The sequence below is a fragment of the Mycobacterium sp. genome (assembly GCF_032159765.1).
Lineage (GTDB): Bacteria > Actinomycetota > Actinomycetes > Mycobacteriales > Mycobacteriaceae > Mycobacterium.
This window is the reverse complement of record NZ_JAVHWM010000149.1, coordinates 27,438-51,060: the sequence shown is the minus strand read 5'-3', so window position 1 is coordinate 51,060 and position 23,623 is coordinate 27,438. Positions and strand designations below refer to the sequence as shown.

The window sequence follows — 23,623 nt, the reverse complement described above, 5'->3', positions numbered from 1 at the left end:
TAGTGATCGAGGATCACTTCCTGGTAGATCTGTTCTAGCCTCACGCAAAGAACTCCACTGCCCGGCGCACTCCGCCCACGAGCCGGTCCACCTCGTCGAACGTGTTGTACACCGCGAACGACGCCCGCGCGGTCGCGGCGATGCCGAAGCGCCGATGCAGAGGCCACGCGCAGTGATGTCCGACGCGCACGGCCACGCCGTCGTCGTCGAGCACCTGGCCCACGTCGTGCGCATGAATCCCGTCAACCACAAACGACACCGGCGAACCGCGGTCGGCCAGGCTGGTCGGACCGATGATGCGAACGCCGTCCACACCGGCAAGTCCCTCGAGCGCCGCAGCCACCAACTCGCGCTCATGCGCCTCGACTGCGCTCATCCCGATCGCCCCGAGATACCGTGCTGCCGCGGCCAAGCCGACGACCTGCGACGTCATCGGTGTGCCCGCCTCGAAGCGTTGGGGTGCTGGCGCGTAGGTGGTGGCCTCCATCGTCACCGTCTCGATCATCGATCCGCCAGTGATAAACGGCGGCATCTCGTTCAGCAACTCGTTGCGGCCGTACAGCACGCCGATCCCGTTGGGGCCCAGCATCTTATGGCCCGAGAAGGCAGCGTAGTCGACGTCGAGTGCGTGGAGGTCAACCGGCTGATGCGGCACCGACTGGCACGCGTCCAGCACGGTCAGGGCACCGACGGCACGGGCACGTGCCACGAGTTCATCCACCGGCGCCAACGCCCCGGTGACATTCGAATGGTGACTGAAGGCAACAACTTTCACGCGTTCATCGAGTTGTAGTGAGTCCAGATCGATGCGCCCGTCGTCGGTGACTCCATACCAGCGCAGCGTCGCCCCGGTGCGACGTGCCAACTCCTGCCAGGGGATCAGGTTCGCGTGGTGTTCCAGCTCGGTGGTGACGATGACGTCGTCGGGCCCGACGGCCCGGTTGAAGCGGCCGTCGCCCAACGCATACGAAACCAGGTTCAGCGACTCGGTGGCGTTCTTGGTGAAGACCAGCTCATCGGCGTCGGCGCCGACGAACGCCGCGATGTCGGCACGGCCCTGCTCGTAGGCATCGGTGGCCTCCTCCATCAGCTGATGCGCGCCCCGGTGCACGCCGCCGTTCGACGTCGTCAGGAACTCACGTTCGGCGTCGAGAACCTGCAGCGGTCGTTGCGACGTCGCGCCGGAATCCAAATACGCTAACTGGTTTCCGCCACGCATCACCCGCGTGAGGATCGGGAAGTCCGCCCTGATCGCCGTGATGTCGAGTGGAGTTACCGCCGTCATCGCTACGCCTCCGCGGGGGCCTTCTCGGCGAACCGCTCATATCCGTTCGCGTCGAGCTCGTCGGCCAGCTCTGGGCCGCCCGACTCGATGATCCGGCCGCCGACGAACACATGCACGAATTGCGCCTGGATGTAGCGCAGGATGCGGGTGTAGTGCGTGATCAGCAGGATTCCGCCGTGCGTCTCCTCGGCGTACCGGTTGACTCCCTCGCTGACCACTCGCAGCGCGTCTACGTCCAGACCGGAGTCGGTTTCGTCGAGAATCGCGATCTTCGGCTTCAGCAGATCGAGCTGCAAGATCTCGTGGCGCTTCTTCTCGCCGCCCGAGAACCCTTCGTTGACACTGCGTTCGGAGAATGCGGGGTCGATCTCGAGGTCTGCCATCGCGGACTTGACTTCCTTGACCCAGTGCCGCAGCTTCGGTGCCTCGCCGCGGACCGCGGTGGCCGCCGTGCGTAGAAAATTCGACGTCGACACGCCGGGCACCTCGACGGGGTACTGCATCGCGAGGAAAAGGCCTGCGCGGGCGCGTTCGTCGACGCTCATCGCGAGCACGTCCTGGCCGTCGAGCGTGATCGAACCAGATGTGACGTTGTACTTGGGGTGTCCCGCGATCGCGTAGGACAGCGTCGACTTGCCGGAGCCGTTGGGCCCCATCAGCGCGTGCGTTTCGCCCGAATTGATCGTCAGGTCGACGCCTTTGAGGATGGGCACCTCGGCCTCTTCGGGCGAGGTGACCGAGACATGAAGGTCTTTGACTTCCAGTGTGGTCATGGTGTGGATGTTCTCGATTCGGTGATTTCTAGTTCTCGTTCAATGGCTTCGGTGAGGCGCTCACGCACCGCACGCACCGCGATCTTCGCGATGATCTCACCGAAAAAGGCGCGCACCAGCAACCGACGGGCCTGACCCTCCGGGATGCCGCGTGCCTGCAAATAAAACAATTGTTCGTCGTCGAAACGTCCTGTCGCACTAGCGTGCCCGGCGCGAACGATCTCACCCGTCTCGATCTCGAGGTTCGGCACGGAATCGGCACGGGCGCCGTCGGTGAGGACAAGGTTGCGGTTCACCTCGAACGTGTCTGTACCGGTCGCGTCGGCGCGAATCAGCACGTCGCCGACCCACACCGTGTGCGCGTCCGGTCTGTCGGACTCTGGATCACCTTGCAGTGCACCCTTGTACAGCACGTCGGACCGGCAGTTTGGGTAGGCGTGGTCGACCAGCAGCCGCGACTCGAAGTGCTGGCCGTCATCGGCGAAGTATGTGCCGAGCAGTTTGGCGTCGCCCCCGGGACCGGTGAAACGAAGGATCGTCGAGGTCCGGACGACGTCACCGCCCAGCGTGACATTGACATGCCCAAGCACGGCATCCTTGCCCAGCCGCGCATGGTGCGCGCTGACGTGCACCGCATCGTCGGCCCAGTCCGCGACCCAGATCACGCCGAGCACGGCCGAGTCACCGACGATGATTTCGACGTTGTCGGCGTAGGTTCCGCTGCCGCGCAGGTCGACGACGATGATCGCCCTGGCAAGTTCCTCGACTCGGATCTGCAGGTGCCCGTAGGCCACCGCGCCCTCGCCGGGACCCGTGATGGCGATTAGGATCGGCGTACCAACCTCGGTGTCGCGTTCGACGGTCACCACCGTCGCCGAGTTGAACGACGAGAAGGCCTGTGCGGCAACTCGGTCGGCTGGTGCGCCGCCCTGGCCGAGCCGCGCATCACCGCGTCGGGCAGTCTCCACCGTCACTCCAGGTTGCTCATCGACCTCGATGCGCGCCGTGCCAGTGGCCGGCGCGGACCCATCGTGCAGGCCGCGCAACCGCTTCAGCGGGGTGAAGCGCCAGATCTCGTCGCGCCCGTGCGGCACCTCGAAGGCGTCGACGTCGAAGGACGTGAAAACCTCGCCCTTATTGGCGACAGCCAGGGCTGAACCCTCAACTGCCTGACTGACATTCGTCACTTAACCGACCGCGCCTTCCATCTGCAGCTCGATCAGGCGATTGAGCTCCAGCGCGTACTCCATCGGCAGTTCCTTGGCGATCGGCTCGACGAAGCCGCGCACCACCATGGCCATCGCCTCGTCCTCGGTGAGGCCGCGGCTCATCAGGTAGAACAGCTGATCGGCGCTGACCTTCGACACCGTGGCCTCGTGGCCCATCGTGACGTCGTCCTCGCGGATGTCAACATAGGGGTACGTGTCGCTGCGGCTTACCGTATCGACCAGCAGCGCATCACATTTGACGCTGGACCTGCTGCCGTGCGCGCCCTTGTTGATCTGGACCAGGCCGCGGTACGACGTACGGCCGCCGCCGCGCGCTACCGACTTGGACACGATGTTGCTCGACGTATTCGGCGCCAGGTGAAGCATTTTCGCGCCGGTGTCCTGGTGCTGGCCCTCGCCGGCGAACGCCACTGACAGCACCTCGCCCTTGGCGTGCTCGCCGGTCATCCACACGGCCGGGTACTTCATCGTGACCTTCGACCCGATGTTGCCGTCGATCCACTCCATGGTGGCACCGGCCTCGGCGCGAGCACGCTTGGTGACGAGGTTGTAGACATTGTTAGACCAGTTCTGAATGGTGGTGTAACGGCAACGGCCACCGGGCTTTACGATGATCTCGACGACAGCAGAGTGCAGTGAGTCCGACTTGTAAATCGGAGCAGTACAGCCCTCCACGTAGTGCACATAAGCGCCCTCGTCGACAATGATCAGCGTCCGCTCGAACTGGCCCATGTTCTCGGTGTTGATCCGGAAGTAGGCCTGCAGCGGGATGTCGACGTGCACGCCCGGCGGCACGTAGATGAATGAGCCGCCCGACCAGACAGCGGTGTTCAGCGCCGAGAACTTATTATCCCCAGCCGGAATGACGGTGCCGAAGTACTTCTTGAAGATCTCAGGCTGCTCTCGCAACGCGGTATCGGTATCCAGGAAGAGCACGCCCAGCTTCTCCAGATCCTCCCGGATCGAGTGGTAGACCACCTCTGACTCGTATTGGGCGGCCACACCGGACACCAGACGCTGCTTCTCCGCTTCGGGGATGCCGAGCCTGTCGTAGGTGTTCTTGATGTCGGCGGGCAGGTCATCCCAGGTCGCCGCCTGCTTCTCGCTGGAGCGCACGAAGTACTTGATGTTGTCGAAGTCGATGCCCTCGAGATTTGAACCCCAGTTCGGCATCGGCTTGCGATCAAAGATCTTCAGTGCCTTCAACCGCTGCTGCAACATCCACTCCGGCTCGTTCTTCTTGCCTGAGATGTCGCGCACGACAGCGTCGGACAGCCCGCGCTTCGCGCTGGCGCCCGCGACGTCGGAGTCGGCCCAGCCGTAGCCGTAATTACCCATGGAGGCAATGGCCTCCTCCTGGGAGAGCGGCGCGCCAATCTTGTGTGTCGATGTCTCCGGCGTGGCCGTCATATCGAGGCTCCTTCGAGTTTCGTCGTGCTGCGCCGCGGGCTGGGCGGCGCAGAGAGAGTCAGTGGTACGTGTGTGGTGCAGGCGCAGTCGCCGTTGACGATGGTCGCGAGCCGCTGCACGTGTGTGCCCAGCACCTCCGCGAACGCGTCGCGCTCGGTCTGGCAGAGTTCCGGGAACTCCTCGGCGACGTGGGACACCGGGCAGTGGTGCTGACAGATCTCGATGCCGTCAACCTGCCCCTTCACCGGCGTCGTAGTGGTCGCATAGCCCGCTTCCGTCAGCGCCGCGGCAACGCGGTCCGCAGTCGCTTCAACATCGTCGGGGCCTTCGGTTACTCCCGCGAGGATCGTGTCGATTCGGCGCCGCGCAAACGTGCGAACGGCCTCGTCACCGCCGATCTCGCGGAGTTGGCGCATTGCGGCGGCCGCCAGGTCGTCGTAGCGGTGGCCGAGCTTGGCCCGGCCAGCGGGCGTCAGGCGGTAGCGCTTGGCAGGCCGGCCGCGGCCGTGTTGTTGCCAGGACGCTGCCGGAGCGGCCAGGGCATCCCCGGCCTCGAGCAACGCGTCCAGATGCCTGCGCACCCCCGCAGCGGAGATGCCCAGACGCTCGCCAATGTCACCTGCGGTGATCGGTCCGGATTCCAGCAGCAGGCGCACGATCTCGCCGCGGGTATGGCGCTCGCCACCCCGGCGGTCGACGTCCTGGCTGATTTTCACAACACCATTGTGACGGAATTCGCCCACACGGTCCAGGAAGGGCACCCTATCCCGCCGCGAGATTGATCACCTTCATTGCCCGCTACGCTGCTCAGATGGCAGCCCGCCGGCTGCGCTCCGTGAGCGCGTCGATCGCCCGTTGGCACGGGGATGAGCGGACCGTGGGCTCGCCGCTGAACGAGGCCGAGGTAGCGCGGCTGCGGCGGACCCGGCTGTTCGGCGGCACCGGAACCACGCTGATGGCAATCGGTTCGCTCGGAGCCGGGGCGCGCCCGGTGGTTCAAGACCCGTTGCTGGGCGTGCGGTTGCTGAGCCTGCCGTCGCGACTCCCGACCGTCTCGCTGACGATGACGACCGTTGGTGCCGTGATGATGGCCCTGGCCTGGCTGATGCTCGGCCGCTTCGCTATCGGGGACCGTCGGATGTCGCGCAGCCAGCTCGACCGGACGTTATTGCTCTGGATCCTTCCCCTGCTCATCGCTCCGCCGATGTACAGCAAAGACATCTACTCCTACCTCGCGCAGAGCGAGATTTCGCGACGCGGCCTCGACCCGTATCTGGTTGGGCCGGTTCAGGGTTTGGGGCTCGACAGCATCTTCACCGCGTCGGTGCCGACGCTGTGGCGCGATACTCCCGCCCCCTACGGGCCCCTCTTCCTGTGGATCGGCCGCGGCATCGCCGAACTGACGGGCCAGAACATCGTGGCCGCCGTCCTGTGCCACCGCGTCGTGGTGCTGATCGGCGTCGCACTCATCGTCTGGGCGACACCGCGGCTCGCCCATCGTTGCGGGGTCGCCGAGGTCAGCGCCATGTGGCTGGGCGCCCTCAACCCACTGCTCATCCTTCATCTGGTTGCGGGCATCCACAACGAGGCGCTGATGCTGGGGCTGATGCTTACCGGCACCGAGTTCGCGTTGCGGGGAATCGACTCGGCACGGCCGCTGCTGCCAAGACCGCTGCATTGGCCGCGGCACCGAGGGGACTGGCGAGCCTGGTCACCGCTCGGCGCGCTGATATTCGGTGCGGTGCTCATCGCGCTGTCATCGCAGGTCAAGCTGCCGTCGTTGTTGGCGCTGGGGTTCGTGACGATGGCCCTGGCCCGACGCTGGGGCGGACGCCTGAAGGGACTCATCGCTGCGTCCGGGTTGCTGATTCCGATCGGTGCGGCCGTGATCGTGACGATCGGCTGGGCCAGCGGGCTTGGCCTGGGCTGGATCCACACACTGGGAACGGCCAACGTCGTGCGCAGCTGGATATCGCCGTCGACTCTGCTGGCGCTTGCCACCGGCCAAGTCGGCATCCTGCTGGGCCTGGGCGATCACACCACGGCGGTGCTGTCCCTGACACGTGCGATAGGCATTGCGACCATCGCGATCGTGGTGTCCTGGTTGCTCATTGCGGTCCTGCGAGGACGGTTGCACCCCGTCGGGGGTCTGGGAGTGGCGCTCGGCGCGACCGTCCTGCTGTTCCCTGTGGTGCAACCCTGGTACCTGCTCTGGGCCATCATTCCGCTGGCGGCGTGGGCCACCAGGCCCCGCTTCCGCACCGCGACGATCGTCGTGTCACTGGTCATTGGCATCTGCGGGCCGACCGCCAACGGCGACAGGTTCGCCCTGTTTCAGATCATCGACGCGACGGTGGCCAGCGTGGTCACGGTGGGGATTCTGGCCCTGATCACCTCGTCGATGCTGCCATGGCGCAGCGTTCCGCATCCCGTCGCGATTGACGAGGACGAACCTCCGGACGATGACGCGCCGCCGGGAGACGCAGAGGACCGGGAGGCCGGTCAGCAGCCGTCGCTGGAGACGAAGGAGTCGCAGCCGGGGCCGACAACGACTCCGCGGCCCGGCGCATACGCTGAGTCTCCGTGAGTTCGGCCAGACCCGCCCCCGTGCGACTGCGCGGGGTGTCGAAGATCTATGGGCCTGTCACCGCCGTCTCTGGCCTCGATCTGGAAGTTCACGACGCCGAGGTGTTCGCGCTGTTGGGACCGAACGGTGCCGGCAAGACCACCACGGTGGAAATGTGCGAAGGATTCGTCCGACCCGACCAGGGCACCATCGAAGTGCTCGGTATGAACCCGGTCACCGACAACGCGCGGCTGCGTGAGCGCATCGGCGTGATGTTGCAGGGCGGCGGCGGATACCCGGCGGCCCGGGCGGGTGAGATGCTTCACCTCGTCGCGGCGTACGCAGCGAACCCGCTCGACCCCGCGTGGCTGATGGAAACGCTGGGGCTCACCGACGTCGCGCGCACCACGTACCGACGGTTATCCGGCGGCCAGCAGCAGCGACTTGCCCTGGCATGCGCGCTCGTGGGCCGTCCCGAATTGGTGTTCCTCGACGAGCCGACGGCTGGGCTGGACGCCCATGCGCGCCTGCTGGTGTGGGAGCTCATCGATGGCCTACGGCGCGACGGGGTGACAGTCGTGTTGACGACACATCAACTCGCAGAGGCCGAAGAACTTGCCGACAGGCTGGTGATCATCGACCGCGGGGTCGCGGTTGCCGCGGGCACTCCGGCCGAGATCATGCGCAACGGTGCGGAGAACCAGCTGCGATTCTCGGCACCCCGCATGCTTGACCTCTCGCTGCTGTCGGCGGCGCTGCCCGAGGGCTACAAGACCACAGAGATACTGCCCGGGCAGTATCTCGTTGAAGGAGCGATCAATCCGCAAGTGCTGGCGACGGTGACGGCCTGGTGCGCCCGGCTTGATGTGCTCGCCACCGACATGCGCGTCGAGCAGCGAAGCCTCGAAGATGTGTTCCTTGAACTGACCGGCAGAGACGTCCGATGACCGAAACCCGTTTTGCCCCAGGCACATTCACCCCAGACCCGCGACCGAACACCGTGGCCCGGATGCTCGCCGCGCAGTACAGCCTCGAACTCAAGCTGCTGCTGCGCAACGGTGAGCAATTACTGCTGACGCTGTTCATCCCGGTCACGCTGCTGATCGGGCTGACCGTTTTGCAACTCGGCTCATTCGGCCCCCACCGCGCAGAAGTGTTCGTCCCCGCGATCATGGCGCTCGCAGTGATATCGACCGCGTTCACCGGCCAGGCGATCGCGGTGGCGTTCGACCGACGGTATGGCGCCCTCAAACGGCTAGGCGCTACCCCGCTGCCTGTGTGGGGCATCATCGCGGGCAAATCGCTTGCGGTTGTCACGGTGGTGTTCCTGCAAGCAATCATCCTGGGCGGCATCGGGTTCGGCCTCGGCTGGCGACCGTCTCTGCTCGGCTTGCTGCTGGGCGCTGTGGTGATTGCCCTAGGCACAGTAACTTTCGCCGCACTCGGCCTGCTTCTCGGCGGGACGCTCAAGGCCGAGGTCGTACTGGCGGTGGCCAACCTGATGTGGTTCGTCTTCGCCGGCTTGGGCGCCCTGACATTGGGTGGCGGGTTGGTGCCTCGGGGCACCGAGTTGGTGGCCCGAATGACGCCGTCGGGCGCGCTCACCGAGGCGCTGTCGCAGGCGATGACGCTGTCCGTCGACGGGTTCGGGCTGTGCGTGCTCGCGCTCTGGGGTGTGCTGGCGGCGCTAGCCGCGTTGCGCTGGTTCAGGTTCACCTGACGTGACGACTCACAACGTCACGAGCACGGATAGCGGGTAGACGGGTGCGCCGTCGAGAAGATCGCGCGCGAGCGTGCAGGCCTCGTCGGCCCGAAGCGGCAGTTCTGCCATCTCCTCGGCCGTGAACCATTTCGCCTCCAGCGAATGCTCATTCGGCTCCGCGCGCGGTGCAGTTGCGTCCGCAGGCCGCGCGACGAACACGACGCGCATCCGGGCGAAGTCCGGCGCGCACTGATGTTCGATGTGCAGGATCCCTTCCAGAACGACGTCGATCCCGGTTTCCTCGCGCGTCTCTCGTCGCGCGGCGTCGAAGAACGACTCCCCTAGTTCGACTCGTCCCGCCGGCAGATACCACGTCTCGCCGTGCTTGCGCTCATGCACGAGAAGGAAACGCTGGCCGAGCTGGACAACGACAAGCGCGAAATTCCAAGTGGGAGTGGGTGTTCTGGCCACCAATCAGATCGCTATGTCGCTGAGCACCATGTTGAACGCCCACTCGAAACGGTCGAACTGCGTGGACGGCGTTGTCGCCGTGGCTGTGTAGCCACGGCCGTTTTCGACGTAATAGACCTGCATCTGCGTCACCGGCACGCCGTCGGGCGGCTGCCACTCGAACACCCGCATCCACCCCTGCCGCCCGAAGGCAGGGAACGGTTCGAAGCTGTGTTCGCGGTAGGACGGGAACTCGCGCCGAAGCAGATCCCCTTGAACGTCGGCGTACTGCTGTGTGTCGATGTTGGGGTCCAATGGCTCGCTGGAAGCGATGACGTTCGCCTGACCGTCGGGGGCAAGGATCGTCAGGCTCTCCTTTGCAAACCATTCGTGCGGCACCGGCATCGAAATTCGCGCCATAAAGCGATCCACGTGTCCTCCTTCGACGCCTCGACCGTATTCGTGATGCAGGCACAAGGTGGCGGAATTGGCCTACTACAGCCTGTAGTGCATCATCCTCTACGATCGGGCGATGCCTGCCGGACACCTCGTGATGCGAGTGATCGACCGGCTTCCACTGCCCAGCATGCGCACTCAGCGGCTCATCGCGGCCGCGGTGATCCTCACCCAGGGTGGCATCGCGGTTACGGGCGCCATCGTGCGCGTCACCGCGTCCGGGCTTGGCTGCCCGACATGGCCGCAGTGCTTTCCCGGCAGTTTCACGCCGGTCGCGGTGTCGGAGGTGCCGCGCATCCACCAGGCCGTCGAATTCGGCAACCGGATGATCACGTTCCTCGTCGTGCTCACCGCGGCCTTGGTGGTGCTCGCCGTTGTGCGTGCCCGGCGCCGGGCAGAGGTTCAGATCTACGCGTGGCTGATGCCTGCATCGACGGTGGTGCAGGCGGTGCTCGGAGGCATCACCGTGCTCACGGGCCTGCTCTGGTGGACGGTTGCCTTGCACCTGCTCGCGTCGATGACGATGGTGTGGCTGGCGGTGCTGCTGTACGTCAAGATCGGCGAACCCGACAATGGTGTTCCCCACCTTGTCGCGCCGAAACCGTTGCGCTGGTTGGCGTTTCTTTGCGCAGTCGCGCTGGCCGCCGTGCTTGTCACGGGGACATTGGTCACAGCAGCCGGACCGCATGCCGGCGACACCAGCCCCACTCGCACGGTGCCGAGGCTGCAGGTCCAGATCACCACGCTGGTGCATACACACTCGACGCTGTTGATCGGGTATCTGGCTTTGGTGGTCGGCTTGGGCTTCGGGCTGCTCGCGGTGTCGGCGCCGCGGGCGGTGCTGAAACGCCTTGCCGTGCTGGTGATTCTGGTCTGTGCGCAGGGTGCGGTGGGCACGATCCAGTACTTCACCGGCGTGCCCGCTGCGCTGGTCGCCGTCCACGTCGCGGGCGCGGCTGCCGTCACGGCGGCCACCGCGGCGCTATGGGCGTCGATGCGAGAACGGACCGAGCCCGAGTCCGTCCAGCGCTGACTCCAGGGCGAGCGTGAATTGCCGCTGCTGAAGGTCGCGCGTGCGCTCGTCGAGTTGCATCCACCCCAGGGACGGTTCGATGAGCTCGAGCTCGAGCAACCGAGGATCGTCAATGCCACCGATGACGTCGACTCGGGCGTACAGGAAGTCGCGCGCAGAGACGTTCAGTTGTGCCCCGGCCGCGTCGAGGGCCGCGAATCCGACATCCCATATTTCGAAGTCGGGCTCGGCCGGTGCGAGTTTCTCTGGCGCATACGCGCCAGTCGTGTCCAACGCGACCTGTCGGCCGCCGGGTGGCAATATCGCCGCCTTCGTGAACGCGTGCGACGCCTTTCCGCCGAGAAACACCATCGCGGTCTCCCCCGTCTCGTCGACACGCGCGTCATATGGCTGCACCAGCACGCTGCGCCCTTGTCCTTGAAGCTCCGCCGCATGGTCGCGCGCGGCGGCGCGGTCTCCGAAGCGTCTCGCGCCGACGGATCCCGCACCTATCGCGGGCTTGACGACGATTTCGGTGGCCTTCGGGAGCCGCACCCGCTCGCGCGGCCCGAATACCGCGCTGTCGATCGTCGGCACTCCCCGGCGGGCGAGGTCGAGCAGGTAGCGCTTGTCCGAGTTCCACGCGACCACCTCAGGAGCGTTCAGCAGATGGGGCACTCTGGTCGTCCACTCCAGGAACTCGTCGATCCGCTCGGTGTAGTCCCACGTCGCCCGGAGAATCACCAAGTCCGCGCGCAGCGTGTCGGGGTCGTCCCAGGACATCCACCGGGCATGCAGCCCACGGTTACGCAGCGCCGCCACCAGGCCGGCGTCGTCTCCGTCGCCCGACACCATCTGTGGGCAGCCGGCGAAGACGATGCGGGGATGAAAGATGTCAGGCCGCGCGAGCTTCATTGCCGGGGATGATAGTCAGATGCACGCAATTGAAGTGGCCGAACACGGCGGTCCCGAGGTCATGCGCTATGTCGAGCAACCCGATCTTGCCCCCGGGCCCGGCGAGGTGCTCATCAAGGCCGAGGCGATCGGCGTCAACTTCATCGACACGTACTTCCGGTCAGGAACCTATCCGCGCGAGGTCCCGTTCGTTCTCGGCACCGAGGTTGCCGGCACGGTAGCCGCGGTGGGTGACGGTGTCGCGGCATTGAACGTCGGCGACCACGTGGTGACCGCTGCGGCCACGGGCGCGTATGCCGAATATTGCCTCGCGCCAGCCGATTTCGTCGCGTTTGTGCCTGATGGCGTGCAACCCGGCGTGGTTGCTTCAGCGTTGCTGAAAGGGATGACGGCCCACTACCTCCTCAAGTCCGTCTATCCGGTCCAGCAGGGCGACGCGGTGCTGGTGCACGCGGGAGCGGGCGGCGTGGGGCTGATCCTCACCCAGTGGGCCACCAGCATGGCGGTCGGTGTGATCACGACGGTGTCGACGCCCGAAAAGGCTGCCCTGTCCCGAGAGGCAGGCGCGGTCGAGGTACTCGACTACCCCGACGACCCGGAGGAGTTCGGCAACCGGATTCGGGAATTGACCGACGGCATTGGCGTCGCCGCTGTCTACGACGGTGTCGGCAAGACCACGTTCGACGCCAGTCTCGCCAGCCTGGCCGTCCGCGGCACACTCGCGCTGTTCGGAGCGGCCAGCGGTCCCGTGCCACCCGTGGACCCTCAACGGCTCAATAAGGCTGGATCGGTGTTCCTCACCCGCCCCACTTTGATGCACTACACTCGCACGCCTGACGAGTTCGCTTGGCGCGCAGGGGAATTACTGGATGCGATCGCCGCAGGAACGATTACCGTCACTGTCAGCGAGACCTACCCGCTCGCCGACGCCGCGCGTGCGCACAAAGACCTCGAGGGACGCAAGACCACCGGGTCGATCGTCTTATTGCCCTAGCAGGGTCGGCAGCCTCACCATCGCCGCGAGCGTGCGTGTCTGCTGGCGACACGCCGCGCGATTTGGCGATTTCACGCACTCTCGTCAGCGCCGGCAACAACCTCTGACTAGCGCGCCACGGCATGCTCGGTCTGGTTGCGAGCGTGCGGATTCTCCCGTCATTTATCGGCGTGTCGGCCGCAGACACGCACGCTCGCGGAAAGGCGCGAGGTTAGTGCCCTAGCAGGGTCGGCAGCGCGAGGGCGGAGTCGACGGCCAGCGCGCAGAAGACGACCGCCAGATAGTTGTTGGACTGCAGGAAAAGTCGCAGCGGCTTGACCGGCTCTCCCCGGCGCACACCCGCGTACAGCTGATGCGCCATCGTCAGGAACCACACGCCGGCCAGCACCGCCACCGCGACGTACAGCCAGCCCGCCACCAAACCCAGCACCAGCGTCGCCGCGACGGTCAACCAGGTGTAGACGAGGATCTGGCGGGTCACCTGACGTTCTGTGGCCACGGCTGGCAGCATCGGCACACCCGCGGCCTGGTAGTCCTCCTTGTAGCGCCACGCCAGTGCCCAGGTATGCGGTGGTGTCCAGAAGAAGATGATCGCGAACATCGCCAACGCGGGCCACGCGATGGTCCCCGTGACCGCCGACCAGCCGATCATCACCGGCATGCATCCGGCCGCGCCGCCCCAGACCACGTTTTGCGACGTGCGCCGTTTCAGCAGCAGGGTGTACACGAACAGGTAGAACACGATCGTGGCGACCGCGAGAAGCCCCGAGAGCAGGTTGGCTGTCCACCACAGCCAGAAGAACGACGCCACCGACAGCGCCACGCCGAATATCAGCGCGTGACGGGTCGGCACCACGTCGCGGGCCAAGGGCCGACGGGCCGTGCGCTTCATCACTTTGTCGATGTCGGCGTCGGCGACGCAGTTCAGCGTGTTGGCTCCCGCGGCGGCGAGCATGCCCCCGATCAGGGTGTTCACGATCAGCAGCGGATCCACCCGACCCCGATCGGCCAGCAGCATCGCCGGGATGGCAGTGACCAGCAAGAGCTCGATCACCCGCGGTTTGGTCAATCCGAGATAGCCCAGAAGAGCGGTACGGAAGCGGCCCGACTCAGACAGGCGGACCCGCTCGCGAATGCTCACGCGGGACTCCTCGGCGATAGCGGGCGACATCTACTACAGAGGATGGTAGACCGCACAGCCCGTAACCCAACCAGTCAGGTGCGCATTCACAGGCCCGATGAGCACTTGCGCGAAGAGCAATAGTCGGGATGCCGGTTGCCGAAGGCGATATCCGGCAATGCTTACCGATGACAAATGTTCAATCGACCATCTGCAGCGTCGCGGATTAGGGTTGACGTTGTAGTTGTGGCCGGGCTCGTATGCCGACGTGAGGAGCACGTTTGTGACCGCGGTTGAAGACATCTCCACCCTCACCCGCCCGAACCATCCCGACGACTGGACGGATCTGGATTCCGCGGCGGTCGATACGGTCAGGGTGCTCGCAGCGGATGCCGTCCAAAAGGTGGGCAACGGCCACCCAGGCACCGCCATGAGCCTGGCTCCGTTGGCGTACACGCTGTTCCAGCACGCGATGCGCCACGATCCCAGCGATATCCACTGGCTGGGTCGGGACCGCTTCGTGCTGTCGTGCGGTCACAGCAGCCTGACGCTGTACTTGCAGCTCTACCTCGGCGGCTTCGGGCTCGAGCTGTCCGACATCGAGTCGCTGAGGACGTGGGGCTCCAAGACCCCGGGCCATCCCGAGTTCCGGCACACCGACGGCGTCGAGATCACCACCGGGCCGCTCGGCCAGGGATTGGCCTCGGCGGTGGGTATGGCGATGGCCGCTCGATACGAACGCGGCCTGTTCGACCCCGACGCTGCGCCAGGCACCAGCCCGTTCGACCACTACATCTATTCGATCGCCTCCGACGGCGACATGGAAGAGGGCGTGACCAGCGAGGCGTCGTCGCTGGCGGGCACGCAGCAGCTCGGGAACCTGATCGTCTTCTACGACAACAACCACATCTCGATCGAGGACGACACCAAGATCGCGCTGTCGGAGGACACGCCCGCCCGCTATGAGGCGTACGGCTGGCACGTGCAGATCGTCGAGGGCGGCGAGAACGTCGTCGGGATCCGGGAGGCGATTGAGGCCGCGAAGGCCGTCACCGACAAGCCGTCGTTCATCGCGATCCGGACGATCATCGGCTACCCGGCTCCAGATCTGATGAACACCGGCAAGGCACACGGTTCGGCCCTGGGCGACGAAGAAGTCGCCAAGGTCAAGGAGATCCTCGGATTCGACCCGAAGAAGAACTTCGAGGTCCGCGACGACGTGATCGCCCACACGCGCAAGCTGGTGGACCGCGGCCGGGAGGCGCACGAGAAGTGGCAGCCCGAGTTCGACGCGTGGGCGCAGCGCGAGCCGGAACGCAAGGCCCTGCTGGACCGGTTGCTCGCACAGGAACTGCCCGACGGCTGGGACGCCGAGCTGCCGAGCTGGGACCCCGGAGACAAGCCGCTGGCCACCCGCGCCGCGTCCGGAGAGGTGCTCTCGGCGCTGGGACAGACGCTGCCTGAACTCTGGGGGGGTTCCGCGGATCTGGCGGGCAGCAACAACACGACGATGAAGGGCGTCAAATCCTTTGGGCCGCCCTCGATCTCGACGAAGGATTACACGGCCGACTGGTACGGCCGCACCCTGCACTTCGGGATCCGCGAGCACGCGATGGGCGCGATTCTGTCCGGAATAGTCCTGCACGGGCCGACGAGGGCATACGGCGGAACGTTCCTGCAGTTCTCCGACTACATGCGCCCGGCGGTGCGGTTGGCGGCGTTGATGGATATCGACACGATCTACGTCTGGACGCACGACTCGATCGGCCTGGGCGAGGACGGACCCACCCACCAGCCGATCGAACACCTTGCGGCACTGCGGGCCATCCCGCACCTGAACGTCGTTCGGCCCGGCGACCCGAACGAGACCACGTACGCGTGGCACACGGTCATGCGCCGCGGCGCCACCAGCGGGCCGGTCGCGATGATCCTTACACGCCAGGGGATTCCGGTCCTGGAAGGCACCAGCGCCGAGGGAGTGTCCCGCGGCGGATACGTGCTCGGCGGTCATCCGGACGAAGAGCCCGACGTGATCCTGATCGGTACCGGCTCGGAGCTCCAGCTGGCCGTCGAGGCCCAGAAGATATTGGCGGACAAAGGAGTCCAAGCCAGCGTGGTTTCCATGCCGTGCGTGGAGTGGTTCGAATCACAGCCGGTCGAGTACCGCGACTCGGTGCTGCCTCCGACGGTCTCGGCACGGGTGGCCGTGGAAGCCGGGGTCGCGCAGAGCTGGTACAAGCTCGTCGGCGACACCGGTGAGATCGTCTCGATCGAGCACTACGGCGAATCCGCCGACGCCAAGACATTGTTCCGCGAGTTCGGGTTCACCCCAGAAGCCGTCGTCGCTGCCGCGGAACGATCACTGGACAACTAGAAAGGTTTGCGAAAAATGGCTCAAAATCCCAACCTTGCCGCGCTTTCGGCCGCAGGAGTGTCCGTCTGGCTGGACGACCTGTCCCGCGAGCGGCTCCGCACGGGCAACCTGCAGGAACTGATTGACACCAAGTGCGTCGTCGGCGTGACAACCAACCCGTCGATCTTCCAGAGCGCGCTCTCCAAGGGCGACGCCTACGACGATCAGATCAAGGAGTTGGCCGAGCGCGGCGCCGACGTCGATGCAACGGTCCGCACGGTCACCACCGACGACGTGCGCGACGCGTGCGACGTACTGCGGCCGCAGTGGGAAGCCTCCGACGGTGTCGACGGGCGGGTCTCCATTGAGGTCGACCCGCGCCTGGCTCACGATGAGGAGAAGACCGTCAAGCAGGCGATCGAGCTGTGGAAGATCGTCGACAGGCCGAATCTGTTCATCAAGATCCCGGCCATGGACGAGGGCATTCCGGCGATCACCGCCGTGCTCGCCGAGGGCATCTCGGTCAACGTCACGTTGATCTTCTCGGTCGAGCGTCACCGCGCCGTCATGGATGCCTACCTCGCCGGGCTCGAAGCCGCGAAGAAGGCCGGCCACGATATCTCCAAGATTCATTCCGTCGCTTCGTTTTTCGTCTCTCGTGTCGATACCGAGATCGACAAGCGACTGGAGAAGATCGGCAGCGACGAGGCGCTCGCCCTGCGCGGGCAGGCCGGGGTGGCCAACGCCCGCCTGGCCTACGGCGCGTACGAAGAGGTGTTCGTCGACGGTGAGCGTTTCGCAGCGCTGGCAGCAGACGGCGCCCGGGTGCAGCGGCCGTTGTGGGCGTCCACGGGCGTGAAGAACCCGGACTACTCCGACACCCTTTACGTCACCGAACTCGTCGCACCCAACACCGTGAACACCATGCCGGAGAAGACGATCGATGCGGTCGCCGATCACGGCGAGATCACCGGGGACACTGTCACCGGCCGCGCAGCGGAAGCTCAGGAGGTCTTCGACAAGCTCGATGCCGTCGGAATCGATCTGCGCGACGTGTTCCTCGTGCTCGAGAAGGAGGGTGTCGAGAAGTTCGAGAAGTCGTGGCAGGAGTTGCTCGACGAGACCAAGGACCAGCTCGACGCCGCCAAGAAGTAGCGGCGATGGCAGCCAATTCCACACCGGGGACGGCTTGGCGTAACCCGTTGCGCGACAAGCGCGACAAACGTCTGCCGCACATCGCGGGCCCATGCGCACTGGTGATTTTCGGGGTCACGGGAGACCTCGCGAACAAGAAGGTGATGCCGGCTATCTACGACCTGGCAAACCGGGGCCTGCTTCCACCGAATTTCGCAATCGTCGGTTTCGCCCGGCGGGACTGGAATCACGAGGACTTCAGCCGCATCGTTCATGACTCCGTGCAGGCACATTCCCGCACGCCGTTCCGCCAAGAGGTCTGGGACCGACTGGATGAGGGAATCCGGTTCGTGCAGGGCACATTCGATGACGAGAAGGCGTTCGGGCGCCTCGCCGAGACTCTGGACAAGCTGGACGCCGAGCGCGCCACCGGCGGCAATCATGCGTTCTACCTGGCCATTCCGCCAAACGCCTTCCCCGTTGTGTGCGACCAGCTGTGTAAGTCGGGTCTGGCGCGCCATCAGGAGGGTAGCTGGAGCCGGGTGGTGATCGAGAAACCCTTCGGTCACGATCTGCAGAGCGCCCGCGACCTCAACGAGGTGGTCAACAGCGTGTTCCCTGAGGAGTCGGTGTTCCGCATCGACCACTATCTCGGTAAGGAGACCGTCCAGAACGTCCTCGCCCTTCGCTTCGCCAACGAGCTGTTCGAGCCGATCTGGAATTCCCGCTACGTCGACCACGTGCAAATCACGATGGCCGAGGACATCGGGTTAGGCGGCCGCGCAGGCTATTACGACGGCATCGGCGCGGCGCGCGACGTCATACAGAACCACCTGATGCAGCTTCTGGCGCTCACCGCGCTCGAAGAGCCGATCACCTTCGATGCGCACGAGCTCAGAGACGAGAAGGTCAAGGTGCTTTCGGCGGTTCGGTTGATCGAGCCGATATCCGAAACCACGTCACGCGGGCAGTACGCCGCGGGATGGCAAGGCGGCGAGAAGGTTGTCGGGCTCCTCGACGAGGAGGGGTTTTCCAAGGACTCCACCACAGAGACGTTCGCCGCGATCACGCTGGAGATCGACAACCGGCGCTGGGCGGGTGTGCCGTTCTATCTGAGAACGGGAAAGCGGTTGGCCCGCAGGGTCACCGAGATAGCACTGGTGTTCAAGCGTGCGCCGCATTTGCCGTTCGACAAAACGATGACCGAGGAACTGGGCGAGAATGCGCTCGTCATCAGAGTGCAGCCCGACGAGGGCATCACACTGCGCTTCGGCTCGAAGGTTCCGGGCTCCGCAATGGAAGTACGCGACGTCAACATGGACTTCTCGTACGGCTCGGCGTTTGCCGAAGAGTCACCGGAGGCCTACGAGCGACTGATCCTGGACGTGTTGCTCGGGGAGCCGTCACTGTTCCCCGTCAACCAGGAGGTCGAATTGTCCTGGCAGGTACTCGATCCCGTGCTGGAGTACTGGGCGTCCCACGGCCGTCCTGATCCGTACGAGTCCGGAACGTGGGGCCCGGAGTCCGCGGTGCAGATGATGCAGCGGACCGGCCGGGAATGGCGGCGGCCCTGATGAGCGCTTGCGCGAAGAAGAGAAGATCATGATTGTCGACCTCCCTAACACCACTACGAACGATCTGAACAAGCGCATCACCAAGATGCGCGAGGAGGGCGGCGCGATCACCCTCAGCCGCGTCCTGACCCTGGTGGTCTCGGCGGATAATGAAGAGGACGTCGACACTTCGATCGAGGCTGCGGTGGCCGCCAGCCACGAGCACCCGTGCCGAGTCATCGTGGTACTGCCCGTCGACCCCGATGCCGACGACGCGCGCCTGGACGGTCAGCTGCGGGTGGGCGGCGACGCGGGAGCCGGTGAGATTGTGGTGTTGCGTATCTCGGGTCCGCTGGCCGCGCATTCCGACAGCGTCGTCCTGCCGTTCCTGCTGCCCGACACCCCGGTGGTGATGTGGTGGCCGGGCCACGCGCCCGCGGTGCCGTCCGAAGACCGGCTGGGCAAGCTCGCCCTCCGTCGTCTCACCGACGCAACGGGCGACGAAGACCCGCTGGCGTCGATCAAGGGCAGGCTGGCCGGTTACACACCCGGCGACACAGACCTGGCGTGGAGTCGGATCACCTATTGGCGGGCGTTGTTGACCACGGCACTCGACCAGGCGCCGCACGAGCCGGTGACGTCTGCAGTGGTGTCGGGTCTGGCGACCGAACCCGCGCTCGATGTCCTCGCGGGGTGGCTCGCCAGCCGCATCGACGCACCGGTCAAACGGGCCGTGGGAGACCTGAAGGTGGAGCTGGTCCGGTCGTCCGAGACCATCACGCTGAGCAGGCCGCAGACCGGTTCCACCGCGACGCTGAGCCGGACGGCAAAGCCGGACTCGCTGCTTCCTTTGCCGCGCAGGGAAACTCGCGAGTGTCTCGCCGAAGATATGCGCAGACTTGATGCCGACGACATCTATGCGGAAGCGCTGCGCGGTATCGACAAGGTGCAATACGTATGACCACGTCGATCGAGACCTATCCCGACACCTCCGCACTGGTGGCCGCCGCCGGCGATCGACTCGCCGGGGCGATCGTGTCGGCGATCCAGGCACGCGATCGGGCCGACATCGTGCTGACCGGCGGCGGCACCGGCATCGGATTGCTCACCCATATCGGTGACCATCACGACCGGATCGACTGGTCGAAGGTGCACTTGTACTGGGGCGACGACCGGTTCGTTCCCGCCGATGACGACGAACGAAACGAGAAGCAGGCGAGGGACGCGCTGCTCGACCGGATCGACATCCCGGCAGGCAATGTGCACACGATGGCGCCCAGCGACGGCGAATTCGGCAACGACATCGCCGCGGCGGCCGCCGGGTACGCGAAGGAGCTCGCGGCCGTCGCCGAGTCTGGCGAACCCGCGCCGAATTTCGATGTCCACCTGCTCGGGATGGGCCCCGAGGGGCACATCAACTCGCTCTTCCCGCATACCGAAGCGGTGCGCGAGCGTGAGCGGCTGGTGCTGGCCGTCGAGGACTCGCCCAAACCGCCGCCCCGCCGAATCACGTTGACGCTCCCTGCAATTCAGCGGTCCCGCGAAGTGTGGCTGATCTGCTCCGGCGACGGAAAGGCCGATGCCGTGGCCGCGGCGGTCAACGGCGCTGACCCCGACGACGTGCCCGCCGCGGGTGCCGTCGGCCGGGAAGCCACCGTGTGGCTGCTCGACGAGGCCGCGGCAAGCAAGCTTCAATAGGCATTCGCCAGGCGAGCAAAGCGACGGGAAAAATCGCGCCAGGGGTCATAATGACCCGCATGGCAGACAAGGGCACACCGCGAACGGGCCGGGGCCGCATCAAAACCCTGGCTCAAGCTGCGCTCAATGCGGATCTCACGGTCGAGCAGGTGGACACGGTGCTGAACAACCTGACCACTTCGTTGTCCGCCCTCGACAAGTCGATCGCAGGTCTGGATGGTTCCTTGGCCACGTTCAACAGCAGCCTGACCCATCTCAACGACACACTCGGCCGGCTCGAGGGCATCGTCGACCGCGTCGAACGGATCGTTGAGATCGGCGAGGCCGTGGTCGCACCGCTGGCGGTGACGGAGACCGCGGTTCGCCAGGTGGTCAACACAATTCGCCGACGCACTCACCTCTAACGATGGTCGCCGACGACGCGGCTCCGAACAACGTGGTCCCCGCCGATGCGGCTCCGCTCGCCGTAGGCACAGGACTCCCGTGGGACGTCGCGGTCGGCGACGCCGTCGCAGCAATCGCCGACGCGCGCGCCCGTCATGGCGACACGTTCGTGGTGAGCAGCGGCGCTGACCACTACCTCTTCACGTTCTCCCCCGTCGGCGTCGAGTCGTTCTACGCACTGCCCGAAGAGCAGGCCAGCAAGGGAATCGCCGACTTCTTAATGCTGCGCCGCAAGCTGCCCGACGAGATCTTCGACGGCCGGCGCGTCCTGCCCGGTTCGCTTTTCCGTCGCGACGACGTCGCGAGCTACCTCACCAACCTCGACGACGCCTTGACTCAGACCGCGGCTGAACTCGGCGATCAGGGCACTGTGGATGTGTTCGACCTGTCTCGCCGGCTCGCGCACCGAATGGGCCTGGCGTCATGGGCTGGCCCCGGATCAGCGACAGGCGAGGCGTTCGACCGCCTCGTGCGCGCGTTCGACATCCTCGACGGCGCAGAGGCGTTCGTTCATCCCGACGCCATGGCTGCGGTCGCTGCGTCAGGGAAGCGCGCAGAGCGGGCCGCGCTGGAGGAGGTCGTCGACATCGTCAGCCCCGCCGCCGCAAAACCCTACGGCAGCGGCCTTTTCGACAGGATCCTGCAGGCCTGGTCCGATGAGGCGTCGGAGCCGGCGCGGCTTCGCGGCATCGGATTCGATGTGGCGCTGATCCACATCGCGTCGATGTCCAACCTCGCCGCCGCGATGGGGTGGGCGGTGGTGGACGTCTGCGAGAATCCGTCGTGCCTTCCACAGATCCTGGCCGGTGATGACGACTTCGTCCGCAGGTGCGCACTCGAGTCGACACGCATGGCGCAGCGGTCGATCATGACGCGCGCCGTATTGTCCCCGGTCTGCCTCGACGTCGGCGACGCGCAGTACGAGGTGCCGTCGGGTTGGATGGTCGCGACGCTGCTGCCGCTGCTGAATACGTCGGTGACGCCTGATCTGGCGCGCTGGGACCCCGATCGCTGGACGGGCCATCGGCCCCGCGACAGCCAGTCGTTCGGTTCGCCGTATCTGGTGACTGCATTCGGGCACGGCAAGCACTCGTGCCCCGCGCAGCCGTTCTCGCTGGCCGCGATGACGGCGGCGGTGACGTTCCTGTTCGACCGCTATCACGTGACGCCTCTGTGGTCCGGGCACCCGCGCCCGGTGCCGGCGCAGATCGGCGGAGTGGCGCGGGCAGGCGACCCGTGTCTGCTCTCCTATGTCACTCGCCGATGACCGGCGGTGCGACCAACGGCAACTCACCGATCAGTTCACTGGTGTTGCCCGCCGAGACCAGATATGACGGGATCCGGTGCTCGCTACCGCTGTCCCTACCCATATGGCCCGGGTACATGCCAGGAAAGTAGGACGCGAACGGCGGCGGCGCCAGCCCTCGCGGCGCAGTGACCGGCGGCCCGGCACTGCCCGGTACCCCCTGCGCTGGTGGACCAGGCGCGATCGCCGGCGGATCAGGACTCAGCGGCGGTCCACCCGGGATCGCTGTCGTGTGAGTTGGCGTGTGCCACACGGCGTTTGGCGTATGCCACGCGGGGTTCGCTGCGTGCCACGCGGGGTTCGCTGCGTGCACCGCGGGGTTCGGTGTGTGCGCCGCAGGGTTTGGCGCCGGGACGGCCGGCGGCGACAGCGTCGAGCCCATCGGCTGCGCCGCGGACGGCGGCTGTAGTGGCGCGACGACCGGGAGCGCACTCGTCGGGCTGCGGTCGGGCCTGGTGAACGGGTCGGGCGGGGCGGGGATGTCCTCGACCGAATTGCCTGCGGCCACGGCGGGGCCGCTGTATCGCTGCCGAACCTGGGCAAGGGCATCGTCGAGCGCATCTGCAGCGAATCCGCCACTCGCGGCACGCAAATCGCCTGCGGCGCTCGAGAGCTCCGACAACCTCTCGGCCACCGACCGGCACGCCGCGAGCCCGGCCAGCGACCCGTCCAGGTAACGCTGCAACGCTTTCGCCGAGGCGTCCGCGCCGTCCCCTCGCCATGATGTGTGCAGTTGCGCCCCCACACGCTGTTTCAGCTCGCCCAGCACTTCTTCGATGCGGTCGATCGCGCGCTGCCAGTCGTCGGCGTACCGGGTCATCCGGACCGGGTCGAGCCTTGCTTGCATGTCCATCACCGCGGCATACGACCAGTTCGCCGCTGACCAGGCGTCGGCAGTCACGGTGTCGTCCATTGTCCTCCGATCACGTTCTCATCTGTTGCGCCGTATGGCTCTGTGGTGCACCGAAACTGGCTGGCGATCTCAGCCAGATTGGCGGCATGCCTTTCCAGCAGCCAGCGCAGCGAGTTGGCGCCGACCGACTTCTCCAGAAGCAGCTGGGCCCATCCGCGGCCCTCTTCGCAATCGCCCAGCCAGCCGTCGTGCGCGCCGTCGGCCATCCTCGAGACGGCACGCGCGTGTGCGCTCAGCTCTGCGGCGGCGCGCTCGCACATCGCCGCCGCGTCGTCGCCGGCTCCAGGCGACAGGAACACATGGCTCATGT

General features: G+C 65.9%; 23 protein-coding genes. 12 read left to right on the top strand and 11 right to left on the bottom strand.

Features of this window, described 5'->3' with window-relative positions:
* Positions 1-40: 40 nt before the first annotated feature.
* The 5 genes from QOH60_RS18160 to QOH60_RS18140 are packed head-to-tail and all read right to left on the bottom strand — an operon-like array spanning position 41 to position 5,458.
* Positions 41-1,285, bottom strand: coding sequence for a cysteine desulfurase (locus QOH60_RS18160; RefSeq protein WP_526422890.1), 1,245 nt, complete (start codon positions 1,283-1,285; stop codon positions 41-43).
* Between the two features lie 2 nt (positions 1,286-1,287).
* The gene (gene sufC, locus QOH60_RS18155) at positions 1,288-2,058 is read right to left on the bottom strand and encodes a Fe-S cluster assembly ATPase SufC (protein ID WP_526422888.1); all 771 of its coding nucleotides are present in this window, start codon (positions 2,056-2,058) and stop codon (positions 1,288-1,290) included.
* Positions 2,055-3,245 (bottom strand): Fe-S cluster assembly protein SufD, encoded by a 1,191-nt coding sequence (sufD, locus tag QOH60_RS18150; RefSeq protein ID WP_526422886.1) that lies wholly within the window; start codon positions 3,243-3,245, stop codon positions 2,055-2,057. The genes sufC and sufD overlap by 4 nt, the downstream gene beginning before the upstream one ends.
* Positions 3,246-4,697, bottom strand: a complete 1,452-nt coding sequence (gene sufB / locus QOH60_RS18145) for a Fe-S cluster assembly protein SufB (protein ID WP_526422884.1) — start codon at positions 4,695-4,697, stop codon at positions 3,246-3,248.
* A complete protein-coding gene (locus tag QOH60_RS18140; protein WP_526422882.1) occupies positions 4,694-5,458 on the bottom strand; it encodes a helix-turn-helix transcriptional regulator in 765 nt (254 codons plus the stop codon). The genes sufB and QOH60_RS18140 overlap by 4 nt, the downstream gene beginning before the upstream one ends.
* A 50-nt stretch (positions 5,459-5,508) precedes the next feature.
* Here QOH60_RS18140 and mptB point away from each other — a divergent pair, with 50 nt between their 5' ends.
* From mptB to QOH60_RS18125, 3 genes are read left to right on the top strand one after another with little or no spacing between them, the layout of a single operon-like run.
* Positions 5,509-7,284 (top strand): polyprenol phosphomannose-dependent alpha 1,6 mannosyltransferase MptB, encoded by a 1,776-nt coding sequence (gene mptB, locus QOH60_RS18135; protein WP_526422880.1) that lies wholly within the window; start codon positions 5,509-5,511, stop codon positions 7,282-7,284.
* Between the two features lie 20 nt (positions 7,285-7,304).
* Positions 7,305-8,210 (top strand): ABC transporter ATP-binding protein, encoded by a 906-nt coding sequence (locus QOH60_RS18130; protein WP_526422898.1) that lies wholly within the window; start codon positions 7,305-7,307, stop codon positions 8,208-8,210.
* Positions 8,207-8,983, top strand: a complete 777-nt coding sequence (locus tag QOH60_RS18125) for an ABC transporter permease (protein ID WP_526422878.1) — start codon at positions 8,207-8,209, stop codon at positions 8,981-8,983. The genes QOH60_RS18130 and QOH60_RS18125 overlap by 4 nt, the downstream gene beginning before the upstream one ends.
* A 9-nt stretch (positions 8,984-8,992) precedes the next feature.
* On the opposite strand, the gene QOH60_RS18120 is transcribed toward QOH60_RS18125, so the two are convergent.
* Together QOH60_RS18120 and QOH60_RS18115 are read right to left on the bottom strand one after the other, a co-directional pair.
* Complete coding sequence (locus QOH60_RS18120) at positions 8,993-9,436, bottom strand: NUDIX domain-containing protein (RefSeq protein ID WP_526422876.1); 444 nt, start codon at positions 9,434-9,436, stop codon at positions 8,993-8,995.
* Between the two features lie 3 nt (positions 9,437-9,439).
* Positions 9,440-9,847, bottom strand: coding sequence for a hypothetical protein (locus QOH60_RS18115; protein WP_526422874.1), 408 nt, complete (start codon positions 9,845-9,847; stop codon positions 9,440-9,442).
* Between the two features lie 121 nt (positions 9,848-9,968).
* Here QOH60_RS18115 and QOH60_RS18110 point away from each other — a divergent pair, with 121 nt between their 5' ends.
* A complete protein-coding gene (locus QOH60_RS18110; protein ID WP_526422896.1) occupies positions 9,969-10,904 on the top strand; it encodes a COX15/CtaA family protein in 936 nt (311 codons plus the stop codon).
* Here the strand turns inward: QOH60_RS18110 and QOH60_RS18105 are convergent.
* Entirely contained in the window at positions 10,854-11,798 is a 945-nt protein-coding gene (locus tag QOH60_RS18105; RefSeq protein WP_526422872.1) for an ATP-grasp domain-containing protein, read from the bottom strand. The genes QOH60_RS18110 and QOH60_RS18105 overlap by 51 nt on opposite strands.
* Before the next feature lie 19 nt (positions 11,799-11,817).
* Between QOH60_RS18105 and QOH60_RS18100 the strand changes: the two genes are divergently transcribed.
* On the top strand, positions 11,818-12,792 hold the full coding sequence (locus tag QOH60_RS18100; protein WP_526422870.1) for a quinone oxidoreductase family protein: 975 nt from the start codon (positions 11,818-11,820) through the stop codon (positions 12,790-12,792).
* Between the two features lie 211 nt (positions 12,793-13,003).
* Here QOH60_RS18100 and QOH60_RS18095 read toward each other — a convergent pair whose 3' ends face one another.
* Positions 13,004-13,933, bottom strand: a complete 930-nt coding sequence (locus tag QOH60_RS18095) for a heme o synthase (protein ID WP_526422868.1) — start codon at positions 13,931-13,933, stop codon at positions 13,004-13,006.
* A 262-nt stretch (positions 13,934-14,195) separates the two neighbouring features.
* Here QOH60_RS18095 and tkt point away from each other — a divergent pair, with 262 nt between their 5' ends.
* The 7 genes from tkt to QOH60_RS18060 are packed head-to-tail and all read left to right on the top strand — an operon-like array spanning position 14,196 to position 22,361.
* The gene (gene tkt / locus QOH60_RS18090; protein WP_526422866.1) at positions 14,196-16,286 is read left to right on the top strand and encodes a transketolase; all 2,091 of its coding nucleotides are present in this window, start codon (positions 14,196-14,198) and stop codon (positions 16,284-16,286) included.
* Between the two features lie 15 nt (positions 16,287-16,301).
* A complete protein-coding gene (gene tal / locus QOH60_RS18085; protein WP_526422864.1) occupies positions 16,302-17,420 on the top strand; it encodes a transaldolase in 1,119 nt (372 codons plus the stop codon).
* A gap of 5 nt (positions 17,421-17,425) precedes the next feature.
* Positions 17,426-18,973: a glucose-6-phosphate dehydrogenase gene (gene zwf / locus QOH60_RS18080; protein ID WP_526422862.1), complete on the top strand. Its 1,548-nt coding sequence runs from the start codon at positions 17,426-17,428 to the stop codon at positions 18,971-18,973.
* A 28-nt stretch (positions 18,974-19,001) separates the two neighbouring features.
* Entirely contained in the window at positions 19,002-19,913 is a 912-nt protein-coding gene (gene opcA / locus QOH60_RS18075) for a glucose-6-phosphate dehydrogenase assembly protein OpcA (protein WP_526422860.1), read from the top strand.
* A complete protein-coding gene (pgl, locus tag QOH60_RS18070; protein WP_526422858.1) occupies positions 19,910-20,650 on the top strand; it encodes a 6-phosphogluconolactonase in 741 nt (246 codons plus the stop codon). The genes opcA and pgl overlap by 4 nt, the downstream gene beginning before the upstream one ends.
* Before the next feature lie 59 nt (positions 20,651-20,709).
* Positions 20,710-21,054, top strand: coding sequence for an ATPase (locus tag QOH60_RS18065; RefSeq protein WP_526422856.1), 345 nt, complete (start codon positions 20,710-20,712; stop codon positions 21,052-21,054).
* Positions 21,055-21,056: 2 nt separating this feature from the next.
* Positions 21,057-22,361 carry a cytochrome P450 family protein gene (locus tag QOH60_RS18060; protein WP_526422854.1) on the top strand — a complete coding sequence of 435 codons (1,305 nt, stop codon included), beginning with the start codon at positions 21,057-21,059 and terminating at the stop codon, positions 22,359-22,361.
* Here the strand turns inward: QOH60_RS18060 and QOH60_RS18055 are convergent.
* Both QOH60_RS18055 and QOH60_RS18050 read right to left on the bottom strand, forming a co-directional pair.
* Complete coding sequence (locus QOH60_RS18055; RefSeq protein WP_526422852.1) at positions 22,348-23,313, bottom strand: WXG100 family type VII secretion target; 966 nt, start codon at positions 23,311-23,313, stop codon at positions 22,348-22,350. The genes QOH60_RS18060 and QOH60_RS18055 overlap by 14 nt on opposite strands.
* Positions 23,298-23,621, bottom strand: a complete 324-nt coding sequence (locus tag QOH60_RS18050) for a hypothetical protein (protein WP_526422850.1) — start codon at positions 23,619-23,621, stop codon at positions 23,298-23,300. Before QOH60_RS18050 ends, QOH60_RS18055 begins: the two co-directional genes overlap by 16 nt.
* Positions 23,622-23,623: the final 2 nt, after the last annotated feature.

What these genes read in the sequence shown, in the direction of transcription:
- QOH60_RS18160 (WP_526422890.1), bottom strand. Translation starts at nt 1,285, where the DNA reads ATGACGGCGGTAACTCCACTCGACATCACGGCGATCAGGGCGGACTTC.
- sufC (WP_526422888.1), bottom strand. Translation starts at nt 2,058, where the DNA reads ATGACCACACTGGAAGTCAAAGACCTTCATGTCTCGGTCACCTCGCCC.
- sufB (WP_526422884.1), bottom strand. Translation starts at nt 4,697, where the DNA reads ATGACGGCCACGCCGGAGACATCGACACACAAGATTGGCGCGCCGCTC.
- mptB (WP_526422880.1), top strand. Translation starts at nt 5,509, where the DNA reads ATGGCAGCCCGCCGGCTGCGCTCCGTGAGCGCGTCGATCGCCCGTTGG.
- QOH60_RS18125 (WP_526422878.1), top strand. Translation starts at nt 8,207, where the DNA reads ATGACCGAAACCCGTTTTGCCCCAGGCACATTCACCCCAGACCCGCGA.
- QOH60_RS18110 (WP_526422896.1), top strand. Translation starts at nt 9,969, where the DNA reads ATGCGAGTGATCGACCGGCTTCCACTGCCCAGCATGCGCACTCAGCGG.
- QOH60_RS18105 (WP_526422872.1), bottom strand. Translation starts at nt 11,798, where the DNA reads ATGAAGCTCGCGCGGCCTGACATCTTTCATCCCCGCATCGTCTTCGCC.
- QOH60_RS18100 (WP_526422870.1), top strand. Translation starts at nt 11,818, where the DNA reads ATGCACGCAATTGAAGTGGCCGAACACGGCGGTCCCGAGGTCATGCGC.
- tal (WP_526422864.1), top strand. Translation starts at nt 16,302, where the DNA reads ATGGCTCAAAATCCCAACCTTGCCGCGCTTTCGGCCGCAGGAGTGTCC.
- zwf (WP_526422862.1), top strand. Translation starts at nt 17,426, where the DNA reads ATGGCAGCCAATTCCACACCGGGGACGGCTTGGCGTAACCCGTTGCGC.
- opcA (WP_526422860.1), top strand. Translation starts at nt 19,002, where the DNA reads ATGATTGTCGACCTCCCTAACACCACTACGAACGATCTGAACAAGCGC.
- pgl (WP_526422858.1), top strand. Translation starts at nt 19,910, where the DNA reads ATGACCACGTCGATCGAGACCTATCCCGACACCTCCGCACTGGTGGCC.
- QOH60_RS18065 (WP_526422856.1), top strand. Translation starts at nt 20,710, where the DNA reads ATGGCAGACAAGGGCACACCGCGAACGGGCCGGGGCCGCATCAAAACC.
- QOH60_RS18060 (WP_526422854.1), top strand. Translation starts at nt 21,057, where the DNA reads ATGGTCGCCGACGACGCGGCTCCGAACAACGTGGTCCCCGCCGATGCG.
- QOH60_RS18055 (WP_526422852.1), bottom strand. Translation starts at nt 23,313, where the DNA reads ATGGACGACACCGTGACTGCCGACGCCTGGTCAGCGGCGAACTGGTCG.
- QOH60_RS18050 (WP_526422850.1), bottom strand. Translation starts at nt 23,621, where the DNA reads ATGAGCCATGTGTTCCTGTCGCCTGGAGCCGGCGACGACGCGGCGGCG.